Source organism: Streptomyces sp. NPDC002088 (assembly GCF_040296605.1).
Lineage (GTDB): Bacteria > Actinomycetota > Actinomycetes > Streptomycetales > Streptomycetaceae > Streptomyces.
In genome coordinates this window covers 1-15,724 of record NZ_JBEOXO010000059.1, presented here as the reverse complement: position 1 = coordinate 15,724, position 15,724 = coordinate 1, and the positions used below count along the sequence as shown (strand labels likewise).

Here is a 15,724-nt window from a genome sequence, read left to right as displayed (position 1 = left end):
GCAACAGGTCAACCGGGAATTGGACTGCTCACTTGAAATGGAGACGACTCAGCTCATCAACCAGCTCCTCAACGGCCCGGGCACGGCGGTACGCATGTTCCGGAAAAACGCGAGCAATTCCCAGTGACCGACTGAGCACTGTCTGAGAGTTCGTTTTCACCTGGTTTGAACCGCCTCACTCGCCTCGGTTCTGCACTCGCGCCTCGCATGTATCGGGTTCGTGCGCGGTACGGCGAGGGTAGTCGCCGATATAGGCGCCTCTTGGAGTGAGACAGACTTCACGGGATGAGACGGGCAATGCGGGCTCCCATTGACTCTCGTCAGCCACGCTGGTGCACTCCCGCCCCGGAAGTCGCACCTCGACACGGGAACGAGTTGGGATTAAACGGACTTCAAAGGTGAAAACGACCTCTGAGTAGGTGTTTTTGATCCCTGGCCGTGAGGTGCGTGCGCCTGGATGATCTGTGGTGTGGGGGCTGGCAGGACGGCTCGGCGGTATTGCCGGGAGTGCGGTGATCCGCTGCCGCAGACGATGGCGGCGGAAGCGGTGTTCTGCTCGGGCCGGTGCAGGTCACGGCAGTGGCGGAGGCTTCAGCGGACCCGGCAGCGGGTGGCCGCGATACAGCGAGGAGAGCAGGCGGAGTGCCCGGTGTGCGGGCGGTCGTGGACGGTGGGGGTGGAGCGGTCGAAGGCGGCGGTGTACTGCTCGGACCGTTGCCGGGTGCGCGCCTGCCGCCAGCGGCGGGCGTCGCGGAACGGCGTTACGGAAACGCCGTAGCCGAACGCCTCGCGAACAGCTCAAACACTCCAGGTTTTGCAGGGTAGTTGGGAACGATAGGCGTGCGCTTCGAGCGCCCCTGGCTCACGCCCTACCCCGGTGTGTCGCGCCCGCGTCACGGTGGATGGCGACCGGGGCTGGCGCCCCTTTGACCGGTCACGCGTGGTGGCCGGGCCGGACCCGGGCGAGGGCGGTGGTCATCATGACCGACGTGGCCGACCGGATCGGGAACGTCACCCGGCAGCGTTACGAACAGCTCGTCACCCAGGCCAATGAGCTGATCGCGCAGGTCGCCCGCGCGCAGTTCGCCCTGGGGGACATGGCGTTGGAGATCGAGCCGATGAGGTCGGTGGGCGGGTCGATGCCGAACGGCACGGACGACCTGTTCACCGTCATGGAGTCGTTGCAGCTGTTCGCGGACGATATCGGCGTCGAGCGCCGGACGGTGGAGGACTGGCGATACACCGCCAACCGCTGGCCGAAGGGGAAGCGGAAGGAGGGCGTGTCGTTCACCGTCCACCGCATTCTGGCCTCGGTCGTCGACGAGGACGAACGGTGGGCCGCGATCGAGGACGCGCCGTTCAACCCGCGCACCGGAGCCCGGCAGTGGACACCGGACGGCGCGAAACGCGTCGTCGGACAGTGGGTCGACCGGCCGGTGACGGTGGATGAGAAGGTCCAGGCCGTGGCCGATCTGACCCGGGACGACGAGGTCGCAGCCCAGGTCGCCACCGACCTGCTGAAGCGACCGGCGGTCACCGAGCACGTCACCCCGGCCGAACGGGTCCGGGTCGTCACGGAGCTGACCAGGGACGACACCGTCGCCCAGCAGGTGACCACCGACCTGCTGCGCCGCCCGGCCGTCGCCCGGAAGACGATGCGGGACGATTATCCGGACTACGAGCTGACGGCATGAACCCCGGGGCGATCCGCAGCGTGAACGGTTAATCGGTTGATCACGCCTGAGGCCGGGCGGAACACTGTCGCGGTGCTGTACCTGTAGTTGATACCGCCGCCTCGGGAGTGTCCTCCATTGCCAGATCTCGTGCCAGGGCTGCCGCCGGGATACCGAGCGCGGCCGGTCACCGCTGACGACACCGGTGATATCCATCGCTTGGTCGCGGCCTGCGAGCGCGAGCTCTTCGGGCGGGTGCAGACCGATCTCGGTCGCATCGCCGCCGACTTCGCAAGACCTGGCCTGGTCCCGGAGCTGGATACCCGGCTGATCCATGACCGGGCGGGGCAGTCGGTCGCTCGGGCCTGGGTGAATCGGCGCTTCGAGGTGGACGTGCACCCCGAGCACCGGGGCCGTGGCCTGGGCAGTGCGCTCCTGGCCTGGGCCGAGGCCCGGGCCAGGCAGGCGGGCAGTGCACGCATCGTCCAGACCATCCCGGACAGCAACACGAACGCTGTCGCGCTGCTGCGCTCGCGCGCATACGAACCGATGGTGACCGAGTGGCTGCTGGAGTTCCTCATGCCGGAGGAGCCGGCCGTGCCCGAGCCGTCTGCGGGCATCACGGTCCGACCGTTCCGGGTCGGTGACGAGCACGACGCACACCAGCTCGTCGAGGACGCCTTCGACGAATGGCAGCAACGGCGTAAGAGCTACCAGGAGTGGGCCCGGCACACTGTCGAACGCCCCACCTTCGCCCCCGCGATGTCAGCGCTGGCGTTCGCCGACGGCCAACTGGTGGGCGCTGTGCTTTCGCTGGACCTCCCGGACACTGACGAGGGTTACATCGAGGAGGTCGCGGTGCGCCGCGACTACCGCAATCGGGGTATCGCCTGCCTCCTGCTCCGGCACGCATTCCGCGCCTTTTATCAGCAGGGGCGGCGGGCCTGTACCCTCGGGACGCACTCAGACACTGGCGCGTTGAACCTGTACCTGCGCGTCGGGATGGCGGTCCGGCACAGCTCCACGGTCTTCCGAAAAGATCTGTGAGACGGGGCGTCATTGTTGGCCCAGGATCACGGGCATGCCGAGGTCTGTGGGACCGCTCATGCCGTTGCCGCGAGCTCGTTCCAGACTGCGGTCGAGGGCGGTGAGCTTTCCCTTGGCCTTGGTGAGGCTGATTTGAAGTCCTTGAACTTCGCCGAGCCAGCCGTTCGTCCGCGCTTCTGCGATGCGCTCGGAGAGGTTGCGGATGATCTCGATCAACCGGGGCCGCTGCCTGGGGGAAGCCCGTAGCATCGGGCAGCGCAGGCAGGAGTGCTCGTGCTGGCACGGGGTTCCGTAGGGCCGTGCGCAGTCGCCGAGTTCCAGCTTGCGGGTGTTTCTGTGGAATCTGATCTGTCAAGGCGGCTCTGGATCAATCCCACTCGGCGTCGACGTAACCGAGGCGCCGGTTCATCTCGATGGCGGTCATGTTTTCCGGATGGTGGACTGTCCGAATCTTGTCCACGCCGCAGAGGCGGGCGAATTCGATGCCGTACGTCTTCATCGCGACCGAGAGGCCCTGACTGCGGTAGGGCGTTCTGACACCGGTCATCTCGTTGAAGACGAAGCCGGCGGTTCGCCAGTCCGATGTCGCGGCGAGCCCGCACCACGTGTCGCCGTCGAGGGCAACCACGACACCACGCGGGTCGTAGGAGGGAACCTCGATTCTGCGCTTGAGATACTCGTCGAAGGTGTAGAACTCGCCTCGGCCTGGGATGTCCGCGGAGCACTCCTTGTTGAGCTCATAGAGCGCGCGCCGATGAGGTGGGGTGTCGCCCAGATCGGCTAGCGTCGTCAATCGGATCCCGGCGCTTCGGCAACGCTCCAAGTACCTCTCGAAGCGCGCCGCGTCGAAGGTGCTCGCATCGAGTTCCAGCTTGACCCAGCGGTCTGACACTGTGGGGCTCCCCTTCGGCGGATCCATGAGCCTGGACGTCCATTTCAGGTGCTAGTGGCCAAGAAGTCGGCCAGGTCAACCTATCTGCCGGTCGATGGGCTCGGCCAGAGCCCCGTTTGTGCTGGTCAAGAACCTGCGGTCTTGCCCTGGCGGACATCGACGATCGGCAGCAACGTCGCGGTGGCGGGAACGCCGATCTGACGCGGGGTCGGCCCGGAGGGGGTCGGGACGTCGGTGAGACGTTCCAGGAGCTGGTTGAGGGCGGCCTGGCCATCGTCGACGGCGGCGCGTTCGTCGTCGGTGAGCGGGATGCTCGCCAGCATCTTCTGCAGGTTCTCCTTCGCTTCAAGGAGCTGGCCCTTGCTGGAGTCTTTGGGGGTGTAGAAGTCGCAGCGTGCGCAGGCCATGCGGTGCTGGCACTGCTCGAAGAAGGTGTAGGTGCACCAGCCGTGGCCGAGGTCGAAGTACTGCCAGGGTTCGCTGCTGGCGGCGGCGCCGGAGGTGACCGCGTCGCGGTCGACGAGGACTTCTATGGTGCGGACGTTCCGGGCGAAGTATCCGGCGTCGTTGTAGGCCCTGGCCAGGGTGTTCGGGGTGAGCTTCGCGTAGTGCGTGGTCGCTTCGGGCGTCCGGTGCCCGAGCCATTCCTGCAGCTCGAAGAGCGTCATGGGCTCCTTGGCGTTGTAGAGCTGGCTGGCGATGGTGGAGCGTGCCCGGTGGCTGGTGATGTTGCCGCGGACGTCGGCGGTGGGGACGCCGGCCTTGCGGCAGAGCATCGGGATGATCGCTGTGTTGATGTAGTGCTTGGCGACCCGGCGGGCCCGGTGGGCGAACAGGAAGTCGGCGTACTCATTGGTCTTGCGGTCGAGTATCTGCGGCTGCGTCGGCCTGACGGTCTGCCATGCCTCGATGGCCTGGCCCAAGAGCGGATCGACGGGCTTGGTGAACGCGGTGCCGGTCTTGTGCGTCGGCACGTCCAGCAGGCAGACGGCGTCGCGGGCGAGGACCTCGCCGGAATCTCCGGGAATGGGCAGGCCGTCGTGCTGCCAGCGGATGCACCCCACCCGGAACCGGGCGATCTCGTCGCTGCGTTGACCGGCGAACAGCCAGGTCAGGGTGATGGCCCGGATCAGCTCGACCGGATAGGTGCGGCCGTCCGCGGTCGGCAGATCGTCGAGTTCGACGTTCAGGCCCGCCCAGAGCAACTTGGCCCAGATGTCATCGGCGATCACCCGCGGGTCCGGCCCCATCAGGGCGCGAACGCTTTGCGGGGTTCTCAGGGCATGGGCAGGGTCGAACCTGCGTGGGATCAACTCCCATTCGTGCAGGTCGCGGAAGAACGCGCGGGGGACTTTGAGATAGCCGGACTTCGTCTGCGGCGTGAGCAGTTTCCCCAAGCGGTTCTGCGAGCGCATGCCGTGGGTCCACTGCGAGAAGTCGCCGACGGCCATCCGGTCCACGGCCGCGCCCCAGGACGCGCACGTCTGGCGGGTCCACTGACTGGGCCCGGTGATCTCGGGGTGCTCGGCAGCCAACCAGCGGCCGATCTTCGCGAGCACGCTGCGATAGCCTCTGCCGATCTTCGGAGTCAGCGTCGAGGTCGCGTACCAATGCTCAACCGACGCCGCCCACGGGGCTGGAACTCCCTCCATCGCGGCCGGTCCGGCATCATGCCCTGACGGTGGCGGGTCCGCGTGGCCGAGTGCCGCGACAGCCCGGTGAAGGCCGTAGAGGTCCTTGCCCCACTGCCCGCTCATCGCCGGGTGAACACGCAGTGCGGCCAAGGCCTCGGTGGACAGGTCCTCCAGCAGCGGGCTGCGGTTCAGCAGCAGCATCTGGCAGATCACCGCGGCCAGCTCGGCGGCGTCACGGCGATAGCCCCAGTCGGCCAGAACCTTGCAGATCCGCCGGACGGCATCGTCGATGAGATCGGCCCCGAAGACCCGACGGGCCAGGGTCGGCCGCATGAAGCGACCGAGCCGGTCGAAGGCCGTGAACTCGCCGAGCAGGTAGGCGTAGACGAGCACGAACGGCCGGGCGTTGGGGCCGATCTGGCCGCCCCACGAGCGCCGGAAGTCGGCGCCGCTGGCGTTGATCAGGCCCACCCAGTCGTCCACTGACCAGCCCCAAAAGGCTCGGCGAAGCTCGCCGCAGCGGATCAGCACCAGCCCGGCCGCGTCCCGCGCGAACCGCCGCTGGTGACGGTCGTCCGGCGGCCAGTGCAGACCGGCGAGAGCGTCCGCCAACGGCCTCACCAGCCGGGCCACCGGCCGAAGCGGCACCGCGTCGAGACTGAGACCATCGAGCCGAAACTGATCGATGCTGAGCCTGTTGAGTGCTTCCGCCTCAGCCTCGGTGAGCAGGCCGCGACGGTCATAGTGGGCAAGGTTGACGAGCGATGCCCAGGTCGGAGTGCTTGTCGGCCGTGTGGCCGTCGTCCTCGGTTGTGCGATCACTCGGCGACCGCCTCAGAGGTATGGGAAGCACGGGTGAGCATGTCCACGCGCCAGGAATGGATCTGCTGCATGCCCCGGTTCAGTTTCTCGGCCAGGTCGCGGCCCGAGAGGTGGATGTAGGTCAGCGTCGACTCGGTGCTGCGATGCCCGGCAAAAGAGGCGATGGCGTGCAGTTCCCAGCCCATCCGGGCCAGGTCGGTCAAGCACAGATGCCGCGTGGTGTGAGTCGAGAACCTCGGCAGGTCGGCGGCGAGACCAACGCGCCGAATCACCTTCGACCAGGTCCACAGGGTCAGCGGCTGGCCGTAGTTGCGGCGTGACTCGGACAAGAACAGCGGTCCGCGGGCCCGGCTGATCGTGGCCCGATGCGTGAGATAGCCGGACAGCAGAACCCCGGTCGCCGCCGAGTAGGGGACGACGCGCTCCCGCCGGGTCTTGGTCGTCTCGGCCCGAATCCGCAGGGTCCGGTGGGCCGGGTCGAGGTCATCGGTCCGCAGTGAGCACAGTTCCTCGCGCCGCAGGGCCGCGTCGTAGGCGAGAGCGAGCATGACACGGTTGCGTACGGGTTCCTCGCGCGCGACGTCCAGCAGGTCGAGCCACTGCTGTTCGCTCGGGATCCACGGCAGTTTCGTCAGCCGGGGTACCAGCCCTCGCTGGTGTCCGCCGAACTTCCGGCCGGGCGTGTAGCGGCCTCGGCCGACCGGATTGGACTCTCGCAGACCCTCCTCGATGAGGTAGTCGTAGAACAGCCGCACCGGCACCAAGCGTTGCTGCAGCGTCGCGTTCGCCAGGCCGGCCCCGGAGTCCAGCACGACGACATTGCCTCCCCGACGGCTCGGCCGCGTTGCCAGCTCCTTCACGAACGCCGCCACGTGCAGACGCTTCGCGGTAATCGGGTCGATTCCATCTCGCTCGCAGACCAGCAGGTACTCAGCCAGTCCCCGCGCGTACGCGTCGATGGTCCGGGGTGCCCGCCCCAGATCCGTCCATATTCGCAGCCACTCGGCCGCCCTCTCGTGCCGGCCAAGGACCGGCCACTTCTCCTCCAACACCACCGCGCTGCCCAACGGATCTCCTCAGTACGTGGGGACGCCGCAGGATACGAGCTGCATCCCGCGGCGCGTGATTCCACGTAACTAGGCCGTGTTTTAGGTAGCGCGGGTGGCCAGCCATTTGGTGAGGTCGCCCGCGATCTGGTCGATGCTTGTCTCGACGGTGACGTCGTGCTCGCGGCGGCTGGTGTCACGCCGGACGATCTCGTAGCCGCCCGTCTCCAGGACGGCGACGGAGGCGAACCAGGCGGGATCGTCCTCGTCGGGCTGGATGACGACGAAGGTGTTGTCTGTGCCGTTCAGGTCGCTGACCAGCTCGAACAGGGCGTCTTCGGACGGGTCGTCGACGTGGTCGCCGTTCTCGCTGTCCGCGCAGTAGTAATCAGCGGCCACCGGACCTCCCCATGCGTGTGCTGCTCGAATTGCCGGGGCCAGCATGGCACGGCCGCCTGACCGCCCGACGGCTCACAACCACTGGTGGATCGCCGCGACGTGAACCGTCGCCTCGTACCGAACCGCGAGCTTGTCGAATCGGGTGGCCACTGCCCGGTGCTGCTTGAGACGGCTGATCCCGCACTCGACCGCGTGGCGCTCGCGGTAGTCGATCTTGTCGAACTTCGGCGGTCGGCCGCCTCGTGAACCACGCTTCTTGCGGTGGCGGACTTGATCGGCCTTCTCCGGGATCGTGCATCCGATGCCGCGTCTGCGTAGGTAGGCGCGGTTCGCGCGGGAGCCGTAGGCCTTGTCCGCCCGGACCTTGTCCGGCCGGGATCGCGGCCGGCCAGGACCGGTCCGAGGCACCCGGATGGCCTCCAGGACTGGCTGGAACTGCGGACTGTCGTGCCGGTGCCCGGCGGTGACCAGCAGCGACAACGGCCTCTGACCCTGCTCGCAGGCCAGGTGGAGCTTCGTGGTGAACCCACCCCTTGACCGGCCCAGCCCGTGGTCGTCGGGCTCGATGGCGACACCACCAGGCGCCTCCTTCTGCCCCGCGCCGTCCCGGCGGGCACCGGCCGCGTGCTGGTGAGCCCGGCAGATCGTGGAATCGACGTTGACCTCCCACGTGATCAGCCCTGCCTCATCGGCCCGCGCCTGTAACAGCGTCAGCAGCCGGGCCCACACCCCCTGCCGCTGCCATCGCCGGAAACCCGTACACGGTCTGCCAGGCTCCGTACTCAGGCGGCAGGTCACGCCACGGAACACCCGTCCGCACCCGCCAACGCACACCATCCACCAGCCGTCGCCGCCCCGGCCACCTGCGACTCACACCCGCCGCAGGCAGCAACGACTCCAGCACTGACCACTGCTCATCAGAAAGATCCCCACGCCCCACGCGGTGATCATGACGGCACGAGGCATGGACCGGAACCCGGACCTAAAACACGGCCTAATAGGGAGACGGTTTACGGGTTCTTCTGGAGGTGGAACCGGGCCGGGGTCGTCACCTACATCCGCGACCAGCTCCGCCGGAGGATCCGTACAGGAAAGGGCCGCTGCCCGCACCCGGTGACGCTTATCGTGGACTCCCAGTCGGTCAAGGGCGCCTCCACCGTCGGCAAGGACAGCCGCGGCTACGACGCCGCAAAGAAGATCAACGGCCGCAAACGCCATATCACCGTGGACACGCTCGGACTGCCCGTGATGATCACGGTGACGCCCGCCGACATCCAGGACCGCGACGCCGCCCGCGACGTGTTCTGGCGCCTGCGTCTCACCCAGCCGCAGATCACCCAGATCTGGGCCGACCGCGGCTACGCCGGCGAACTCGTGGACTGGGCCCGCGAACGCCTTTGGCTCACCCTGCGCATCGTCTCCCGGCCCAAAGGTGTCAAGGGCTTCGTCGTCCTGCCCCGCCGTTGGAAAGTCGAGCGCACGATGCAACCGGCTGGTGCATGAACGCCCACTGCAACGCACGCGACTACGAACGCCTTCCTCAGCACTCTGAAGCCCACCTGAACTGGGCACTCATCACCATGATGACCCGACGCCTGACCCGGAAGAAGCCCGCCCCCGGGTGGGCGAAGAAGGAGAAGCCCACCGGCTGAACCGTTCGCCAGAAGGCGCGGAAACTCCGACGCGGCTTTGGGTCCCGCTCCGAGGAAGGGGCGGGACCCAAGTCGCGTCGGAGTTGCTCGCCCGTACCGGCCGGTGAGGCCGTGGTGCGCGTGTGTGGGGGTCACATGCCGCGTCCGCCGATGGCGCCGTCGGGGGCGATCTCGTCGATGCGGGCGACATCGTCGGCGGTCAGCTTCAGGTCGGCGGCGGCGATGTTCTGCGCGACCCGGTCGGGGTTGCGCGAGCCGGGGATGGGGACGATGTAGTCCTTCTTCGCCAGCAGCCACGCCAGGGCGAGCTGGGAGAGGCTGACGCCCTTGCTCTCCGCGAGCTTGGTGAGCTCACCCGCGAGGGCGACGTTCTGGTCGAAGTTCTCTGGGGCCCACCAGGGGATCATCTGGCGGATATCGCTCGCGTCGTAGTGGTCGCGGGACTTCACGGCGCCGCTGAGGAAGCCGCGGGCGAGCGGGGAGTAGGCGACGAGGCCGATGCCGAGTTCCTCCAGGATGGGGAAGAACTGCTCGGAGTCGTGGGCAAAGATCGAGTACTCGTGTTGAAGGACCGAGATCGGGTGCACCGCGTGGGCGCGGCGGATGGCGTCGGCGTCGGTGTTGGACAGGCCCAGGTACTTGACCTTGCCGGCGTCGACGAATTCCTTCATCACACCGACCACGTCCTCGACCGGGACCTCGGGGTCGGGGCCGTGCTGGTAGAGCACGTCGATCACGTCGGTGTTCAGGTTGCGGAGACTGTTGTCGACGACTTCACGGATGTGCTCCGGCTTCGAGTTCGGAGCGAAGGTCGGGGTGAGGCCGAACTTGGTCGCGATCGTCACCTCGTCACGGATCGGCGCGAGGGCGTTGCCGAGCAGTTTCTCGCCCTCTCCCCAGCCGTACATCTCCGCGGTGTCGAAGTGGGTCACGCCCAGCTCGTGGGCGCGGCGGATCGCGGCGATGGACCCGGTGTCGTCCGAGGGGCCGTAGCCGAACGCGGTGCCCATCGCGCCGTAGCTGATCTCGGAGACGGTCAGGCCCTGGCGGCCCAGAGTGCGCTGTTGCATGAGGTTCTCCTGTACTGCAGTTCTACATCAGACCGAACGTTTCGGTTCGAGCGTACACACGCCAGCCGCCGACGTCGAACCGAACGTTTCGGTTGGGTAGTCTGGGCGCGTGACCCGTAACAGCACCGATGCCACCAGCGACCGCATCATTGCCGCGGCTACCGCCGAGTTCGCCCGCCACGGCATCGCGGGAGCACGGGTCGAGCGGATAGCCAAGGAAGCGCGAACCGGCAAAGAACGCGTGTATGCGTACTTCCGCAGCAAGGAAGCGCTCTACCGCTTCGTCGCCGGCCGGGAACTCGCGGCCATGGCCGATGCCGTCCAGCTGGATCCCACCGACCTTCCGGGCTACGCCGGCCGCATGCATGATCACGCCGTCCGCCATCCCGAACGCCACCGGCTGATGCTGTGGGGCCAACTGGAACTTCCGGCCGGGCAGGCTCCCGCCGATGACCCGCTACAGGAGTCCTTGCGCCGCAAGGTCGAGTTGCTGCGCAAGGCGCAGGACGCCGGTCACCTGGATCCCGCCTGGGCGCCGGAAGACATCCTTGTGTTCGTCAGCCAGCTGGCCCTGTCGTGGGCCGGTCAAACCGACCTCACGCCCGTCGGTGAGGAACGTGATGCCTTCCTGGCGGCCCGCCGGGCAGCCATCGTCGCCGCCGTCCAGCGCCTCTTCCCCGCCACCGGCAGCGATGCAACCCCGACAGCTGCTGGCTCTTAACAGAGCACTTCGTCCGAAGCGAGGATCAAAAACACCTACTGAGCAATTCCGGGTGAGCACTGACTCAACGACCTGCCCCGGGTCGCTGGGGCAGATTACCGAGGCGGCGTACGGCTTCGGTGCAGCCCAGGACGTTGACGCCTTCTGCGACCTCGGTGCCCTGTTCGCCAAGAACCAGGTCCGAACCGGCCCACACGCAGTGAAGGCCCGGTGGATACCGGGCCTTCACGTCTGAGTAGCGGGGACAGGATTTGAACCTGCGACCTCTGGGTTATGAGCCCAGCGAGCTACCGAGCTGCTCCACCCCGCGTCGATACGGTGAACTGTACGGCACCGACCCGGATCGACCCAACCGACTTTCGCCTGCGCTCCGACCGAGCCCGATTGCTCATGCTCGACCGACACGGCCGCTGCTCACCCAGTCCGGATTCTGACGTTCCCGCAGGAACGAGTGCTCACGGAACTGCGGACTACAGCGTAAGGCCCTGTAGGCATTCGTGCGCAGGGGTGCACGGTGCGCACTACGAGCTGGGGGCGACGTCCCAGGCCGCGTAGGCGAGCAGCTCATTCAGGGCCACCTGGTTGGAGGCGGGCGGCCGGGTGCGCCACTCCGCCAGTGTTTCCCGTACGGTCTGCGCAACCGCGTGCGCGTGCCGGGCCAGACCGTCGTCCAGGGCGGCCACTGCCCCGTTCTGAGTACGTCCGGTGACGACGACCGGCCCATGCACCGGGTGCAGGGCCATGCCTCGCCAGTCGCTCGCCAGGGCCCATGCGGCGATGTTCTGCGCGAGCCCCATCGCGCGTCCGTTGCTGTGGATGTGCAGGAGGGCCCGCCGGTGGTGCACGCCTTGATCAACCGTGCCGGTCGTTGCGATGTGATCCCGGATCGGGGAGTGCGCATCGGTCTCGGGCAGGTCGAGTTCCGTGACGGTGGTGTCGGGGGTGATGCGCAGGGCGCGCATGGGTCCTCCTGGCTCGGTGACGGGGCGAGCGGTGCGCAGTGCGCAGACCGCTGTGCGCGCTGGCTGCGCAATGAGTGGTGTGCATCGTGAATTCGCAGGTCACGGGTCTGGTGTGAGTGACGATCCGGGTACTCGCGCTGGTCGGTGGCCGACCATGGTGTAGATCATCGGGCGAGTCCGGTTCCGGCGGGATGCCGGGTTCGGCTGCGCCCGCCGACCCCCGCCTACGATCCGTCAGCAGGTCGGCACGCCATGAGACCGCGGGAGGCTGCGGGGATGCAGGAGCGGCAGTGGATCACCGCTCGCCGGAGCGAACTGGACGCCCTCGCCGAGCAGTTGACCAAGCAGCTTCAGGAAGTCCAGGTCGAGCGGGACGAACTGGCGATCGCGGAGCGGGTGTTGAACCGCAGCAGGGACTACCCGGCGCAGTACCCGTACAACGCGGCCGACACGTCCGCCCTGAACAACGTGACCAGCGGCAGCAACGGCTCCTGCTCCACCAGCTACTTCTGCACCGCGACGTCGGGCTACGACGGCCCGACCGGCTGGGGCACCCCCGAGGGCCTGGACGCCTTCACCGGCTGAACGCAGGCCGGAACGGACTGAGCACGACCTCCCTGTCGGTCACGGGGAGCCGCCTGGATGAGGAGTACGTGGGGCCTCCTCGGCGGCATGGAAAGGGAAACGGGTCACGGCAGCCGACCGCGGACCGTTTTCCCGTCACAATGACCGGACTCGCATACAGCCCCGCCGTTCCGACGTGACGGCGCATCGGGCACCATCGTCCGGAGAACGCCGCCCAACCCACGACGTCCCGGGGGAAGACCACATGAAGCGCACGCTCGCAGTCCTGCTCACCGTCGCCGCACTCACCGCGCCACTGGCCGGTTGCAGCAGCAAGTCGAAGACCGTCACCGGCACTGTCGTCAGCAAGGACACGGACTACGAGTGCAAGACGAAGAAGAAGGGCACGAAGAAGACCCGCAGCTGCCACACCGAGTACGAAATGACGGTCCGCACGAAGGACGGGGACGAGGAAGAGATCGACGTCAGCAGCAGCGCCTACGGCAACTGCGTCGAGGGGTCGAGCTACCCCAAGTGCACCACGCGCTAGCAGTGAGCACGGTACATCGTGAAAACTGCACGTCAGTCGGCCTGGTGTGCGTAGGCGTAGGGAGGCTCGGGCAGGTCCGGGGCGGCAGTCCACCGACAAGATCATCCGTCAGCGGGCGACTTCCCGGTTCGTCGGCACCAGCAGGGCCCGGACCAGCGCGGTCGCCCACCTCGGGTCGGTGCGGACCTTGCCGAGGACGCGCCAGTTCTTCAGATGAGCGAAGCCGTGCTCGACCGGGGCCCGCACCGCGGCCAGTGCCTTGTTGGACAGTTTCTGGCCACGGGTCAGGGGCCGGTTCCGGGCTGCCTTGTAGCCGGTGATCACCGCCGGGTCGGTGTCCGGACCGCTGTCGTCGAGGCCGACGAAGCCCAGGTCGGCGATCGCGCCGAGCCCGGCCGTCCGCAGCTTGGCGGTGAGCCTGTCGTGCCGGCAGGCAGTGATCTCCGACGTGCGTCCGGGCCGGACCGCTGAGACCCACACCAGGCGGCCCCGATCGTCGGTGAGGGCGATCACGAGCAGGCCATGGCATTTGTGCTTGCCGGAGTAGTTCCTCCGGTTCTCTGTCCCAGTGCGCCGCCGGGTGCGTATCAGCGTGCCGTCCAGCAGGACCACCCCGCCGCCCTTTCGGGCGATCTTCTTGAGGGCGCGGTCCAGCCTGGGGGCGCGGGCGGCCAGCAGGCCGACGACCTCTTTGACCCACCGCGTCACGGTGGTGCGGTGCACCCCGTTGCCGCCGGCCAGATCGCCGGGCCGCTGGTCACAGCGCAGCACCGCCAGCACAATTCCGGCGATCCTTCCGGCGGGCAGGGCCCGCCACCGTGAGCCGATCTTCTTCAAGTGGCCGCGTATCAGGTCGGCGAGCCAGTTCAGGGTGGCGCTCGACAGCGGCAGGCGGGCGGTGTAGACAAGGCCGTCAGGGCCCTCGGTGAGACCGTTGTTTTGCTTCACACCAAACTCAACTGCCGCCGGGGGCCCGCCAGTTACGCCACCGTCGACACTCGCCCCGTGCGGCTACCGGCGCGCGACGAACCGCCCATCAGGCCGTTTGTGCAGCCAGCCACGATCGGCGAGCTTGGTCATCTTCGCGCGCAGCGGCTCCAGCTTCCCGCGCACCGCCACCTGAAGACCCATTTCCTCACCCACCGCCTTGACCTGCACCGGACCGTCGGCGGCCCGCACGATCGCCAGGATCTTGCGGTAACCACCGGGCAGCGCGGCCTCATCGGGCTCCTCGCCGCGATGCGGGATCAGCAGCACCGCACGCCCCGCCACCCGGGCCGGAGTCGCAGCCACGACCCCGGCGGCCTCCGCCTCGGACCGGTCCTGCTCGGCCAGCCGGTGCAGGACCCGCTCGGCGACCACCAGCTCCTCCCGCTCGGCCTGGACCTCCCCAAGCTGCTTGGTCAACTCCTCGGCGACTACGTCCAGTTCACTCCGGCGAGCGGTGATTCGCTCCAGCTCCCGCATCCCTGCACCCTCCCCACGATCTCCCGGCGTACCGGCCCGGTGACGGATCGTAGAAGCGGCATCACGGCGAGCGCAGCAGAACCCGAGAACCACTCAGGCCGACCAGCCAAACGATCTCCGCCGTGGACACCGGCCGACAACCAGCACGAGCACGCTGAAATCCGCGCACACCAGCCCACCTGACGTGCAGTTTTCACGATGCACACTGCTCAATGGGCGTCACGTCTACGCAATGCTGGCCTGACCTGCGACTTCTCTTGATTGCGCAGCCGGTTGGTGCAGTCTGGATTGCTGGTGCGCAGTGGGCAGGCAGGACGCACTTTCTCACTGCTGTGACTGCGCGTGGTGGCGGGTCAGTGCCTGCCAGCGCCGCTCGAAGTCGACGGCCTGTTCGGCGATGTAGTCGGTAGTGAGGGGCTTGTTGTGCTGCGCGGTGATCCCGTGGGCTGCGCACTCCTGCGCAATGGCTTCGGGCGACGGGGCTTCGTTGCGCACCCGCTGTTCGGCCCAGAGGGTGTAGACACGAAACGGCAAGAGGTAGCGGCGCAGGGTGGACGGGCTGACCGGCTTTCCGCCGCGGCCGTTCATGCCCTTCCTGCTTGCGAGGTAGGCGGAGAGCTGCTCGGCCTTGGGTTCGTCGCCGTGCTCGGTCTGGTAGTCCGTCCAGGCGAGGTAGTAGCGGTCGACGGTGGTGAGCGCGGCGGGCTCCGCGGTCGCGTCGTCCTCGGCCGGCGGGTCGTCGATGGCGGCGTTCACCCTGGGACTGCGTTGCTCCTTGGCGGGGTGCGCGCCGATGCCGGCCGGTGTCTCCTCGGGCTCGTCCTCGTTGCGGAGGGGATCACCGGAGGGCGCCTGCGTGGCGGGCTCGGTGGCTTCCTCGCCGGTGGGCGGCTGCGTCTCGTCGAACTCTCGGTGCCGGAAGGTGGAGACGAAGTACTCCAGGTCGCCGCCCGTGATGGGCCGGCCGTTGGCGCCGGTGATCTGGTCTCGCTCGTAGACGTACGTGGCGAGGGCGGCGGCATCGGGGTAGGCCCCGTGCTCCTGCGCGTACGCGAGCCATGCGTTGTAGAAGTAGTCACCCCATCCGTCGTCCGCGTCGTGCGGGGCTTGGGGTGCGGTCCCGTTCTCAGCTGAGGGCGTGTGACGCTGCTTGAGGAGCCGCATCAGGGGGTCGAGTTGCTCGTCGGACAGCGGCCCGCCGGCCGCGGTGGCGATGCCGTACTGG

The 15,724-nt window shown here is 67.7% G+C and carries 17 protein-coding genes, 1 tRNA gene and 1 pseudogene; 7 read left to right on the top strand and 12 right to left on the bottom strand.

Annotation, left to right across the window (positions count from 1 at the left end; genetic code table 11):
• Positions 1-980 precede the first annotated feature (980 nt).
• Both ABT114_RS48995 and ABT114_RS48990 read left to right on the top strand, forming a co-directional pair.
• Positions 981-1,694 carry a DUF6192 family protein gene (locus ABT114_RS48995; protein ID WP_351153524.1) on the top strand — a complete coding sequence of 238 codons (714 nt, stop codon included), beginning with the start codon at positions 981-983 and terminating at the stop codon, positions 1,692-1,694.
• Between the two features lie 198 nt (positions 1,695-1,892).
• Positions 1,893-2,720 (top strand): GNAT family N-acetyltransferase, encoded by an 828-nt coding sequence (locus tag ABT114_RS48990; protein WP_351153521.1) that lies wholly within the window; start codon positions 1,893-1,895, stop codon positions 2,718-2,720.
• A gap of 9 nt (positions 2,721-2,729) precedes the next feature.
• On the opposite strand, the gene ABT114_RS48985 is transcribed toward ABT114_RS48990, so the two are convergent.
• From ABT114_RS48985 to ABT114_RS48960, 6 genes are all read right to left on the bottom strand, one after another.
• Positions 2,730-2,936, bottom strand: coding sequence for a hypothetical protein (locus tag ABT114_RS48985; RefSeq protein ID WP_351153519.1), 207 nt, complete (start codon positions 2,934-2,936; stop codon positions 2,730-2,732).
• A 151-nt stretch (positions 2,937-3,087) separates the two neighbouring features.
• Positions 3,088-3,639 (bottom strand): GNAT family N-acetyltransferase, encoded by a 552-nt coding sequence (locus ABT114_RS48980; protein ID WP_351153516.1) that lies wholly within the window; start codon positions 3,637-3,639, stop codon positions 3,088-3,090.
• A gap of 98 nt (positions 3,640-3,737) precedes the next feature.
• The gene (locus tag ABT114_RS48975) at positions 3,738-5,867 is read right to left on the bottom strand and encodes a tyrosine-type recombinase/integrase (RefSeq protein WP_351153526.1); all 2,130 of its coding nucleotides are present in this window, start codon (positions 5,865-5,867) and stop codon (positions 3,738-3,740) included.
• 197 nt (positions 5,868-6,064) lie between these two features.
• Complete coding sequence (locus ABT114_RS48970) at positions 6,065-7,135, bottom strand: tyrosine-type recombinase/integrase (protein ID WP_351153513.1); 1,071 nt, start codon at positions 7,133-7,135, stop codon at positions 6,065-6,067.
• A gap of 81 nt (positions 7,136-7,216) precedes the next feature.
• Positions 7,217-7,513, bottom strand: coding sequence for a hypothetical protein (locus ABT114_RS48965; protein ID WP_067040005.1), 297 nt, complete (start codon positions 7,511-7,513; stop codon positions 7,217-7,219).
• A 72-nt stretch (positions 7,514-7,585) separates the two neighbouring features.
• A protein-coding gene (locus tag ABT114_RS48960; protein WP_351153510.1) for an IS5 family transposase occupies positions 7,586-8,453 on the bottom strand; the annotation gives its coding sequence in 2 pieces (ribosomal slippage) (positions 7,586-8,267 and positions 8,266-8,453; 870 coding nt in all).
• 185 nt (positions 8,454-8,638) lie between these two features.
• On the opposite strand from ABT114_RS48960, the gene ABT114_RS50835 reads away from it, so the two are divergent.
• On the top strand, positions 8,639-9,016 hold the full coding sequence (locus tag ABT114_RS50835) for a transposase (RefSeq protein WP_502988532.1): 378 nt from the start codon (positions 8,639-8,641) through the stop codon (positions 9,014-9,016).
• On the top strand, positions 9,013-9,165 hold the full coding sequence (locus ABT114_RS50830; protein WP_502988531.1) for a hypothetical protein: 153 nt from the start codon (positions 9,013-9,015) through the stop codon (positions 9,163-9,165). The genes ABT114_RS50835 and ABT114_RS50830 overlap by 4 nt, the downstream gene beginning before the upstream one ends.
• A gap of 131 nt (positions 9,166-9,296) precedes the next feature.
• Here the strand turns inward: ABT114_RS50830 and ABT114_RS48950 are convergent, their stop codons facing one another.
• Complete coding sequence (locus tag ABT114_RS48950; RefSeq protein WP_351153508.1) at positions 9,297-10,235, bottom strand: aldo/keto reductase; 939 nt, start codon at positions 10,233-10,235, stop codon at positions 9,297-9,299.
• 109 nt (positions 10,236-10,344) lie between these two features.
• On the opposite strand from ABT114_RS48950, the gene ABT114_RS48945 reads away from it, so the two are divergent.
• Complete coding sequence (locus tag ABT114_RS48945) at positions 10,345-10,956, top strand: TetR/AcrR family transcriptional regulator (RefSeq protein ID WP_351153505.1); 612 nt, start codon at positions 10,345-10,347, stop codon at positions 10,954-10,956.
• A gap of 236 nt (positions 10,957-11,192) precedes the next feature.
• On the opposite strand, the gene ABT114_RS48940 is transcribed toward ABT114_RS48945, so the two are convergent.
• Together ABT114_RS48940 and ABT114_RS48935 are read right to left on the bottom strand one after the other, a co-directional pair.
• Positions 11,193-11,266, bottom strand: a tRNA-Met gene (locus ABT114_RS48940).
• 211 nt (positions 11,267-11,477) lie between these two features.
• A complete protein-coding gene (locus ABT114_RS48935) occupies positions 11,478-11,918 on the bottom strand; it encodes a hypothetical protein (RefSeq protein ID WP_351153502.1) in 441 nt (146 codons plus the stop codon).
• A 408-nt stretch (positions 11,919-12,326) separates the two neighbouring features.
• Here ABT114_RS48935 and ABT114_RS48930 point away from each other — a divergent pair.
• A pseudogene (locus ABT114_RS48930) lies at positions 12,327-12,503 on the top strand (peptidase S8); the annotation flags it as partial.
• 244 nt (positions 12,504-12,747) lie between these two features.
• Positions 12,748-13,032 carry a DUF2500 domain-containing protein gene (locus ABT114_RS48925; RefSeq protein WP_351153499.1) on the top strand — a complete coding sequence of 95 codons (285 nt, stop codon included), beginning with the start codon at positions 12,748-12,750 and terminating at the stop codon, positions 13,030-13,032.
• A gap of 108 nt (positions 13,033-13,140) precedes the next feature.
• Here the strand turns inward: ABT114_RS48925 and ABT114_RS48920 are convergent, their stop codons facing one another.
• From ABT114_RS48920 to ABT114_RS48910, 3 genes are all read right to left on the bottom strand, one after another.
• Complete coding sequence (locus ABT114_RS48920; RefSeq protein WP_351153496.1) at positions 13,141-13,980, bottom strand: transposase family protein; 840 nt, start codon at positions 13,978-13,980, stop codon at positions 13,141-13,143.
• 63 nt (positions 13,981-14,043) lie between these two features.
• Positions 14,044-14,499 carry a hypothetical protein gene (locus tag ABT114_RS48915; protein WP_351153494.1) on the bottom strand — a complete coding sequence of 152 codons (456 nt, stop codon included), beginning with the start codon at positions 14,497-14,499 and terminating at the stop codon, positions 14,044-14,046.
• A gap of 324 nt (positions 14,500-14,823) precedes the next feature.
• Positions 14,824-15,724 (bottom strand): hypothetical protein (locus ABT114_RS48910; RefSeq protein ID WP_351153491.1); only part of this gene is annotated, 901 nt, incomplete at its 5' end.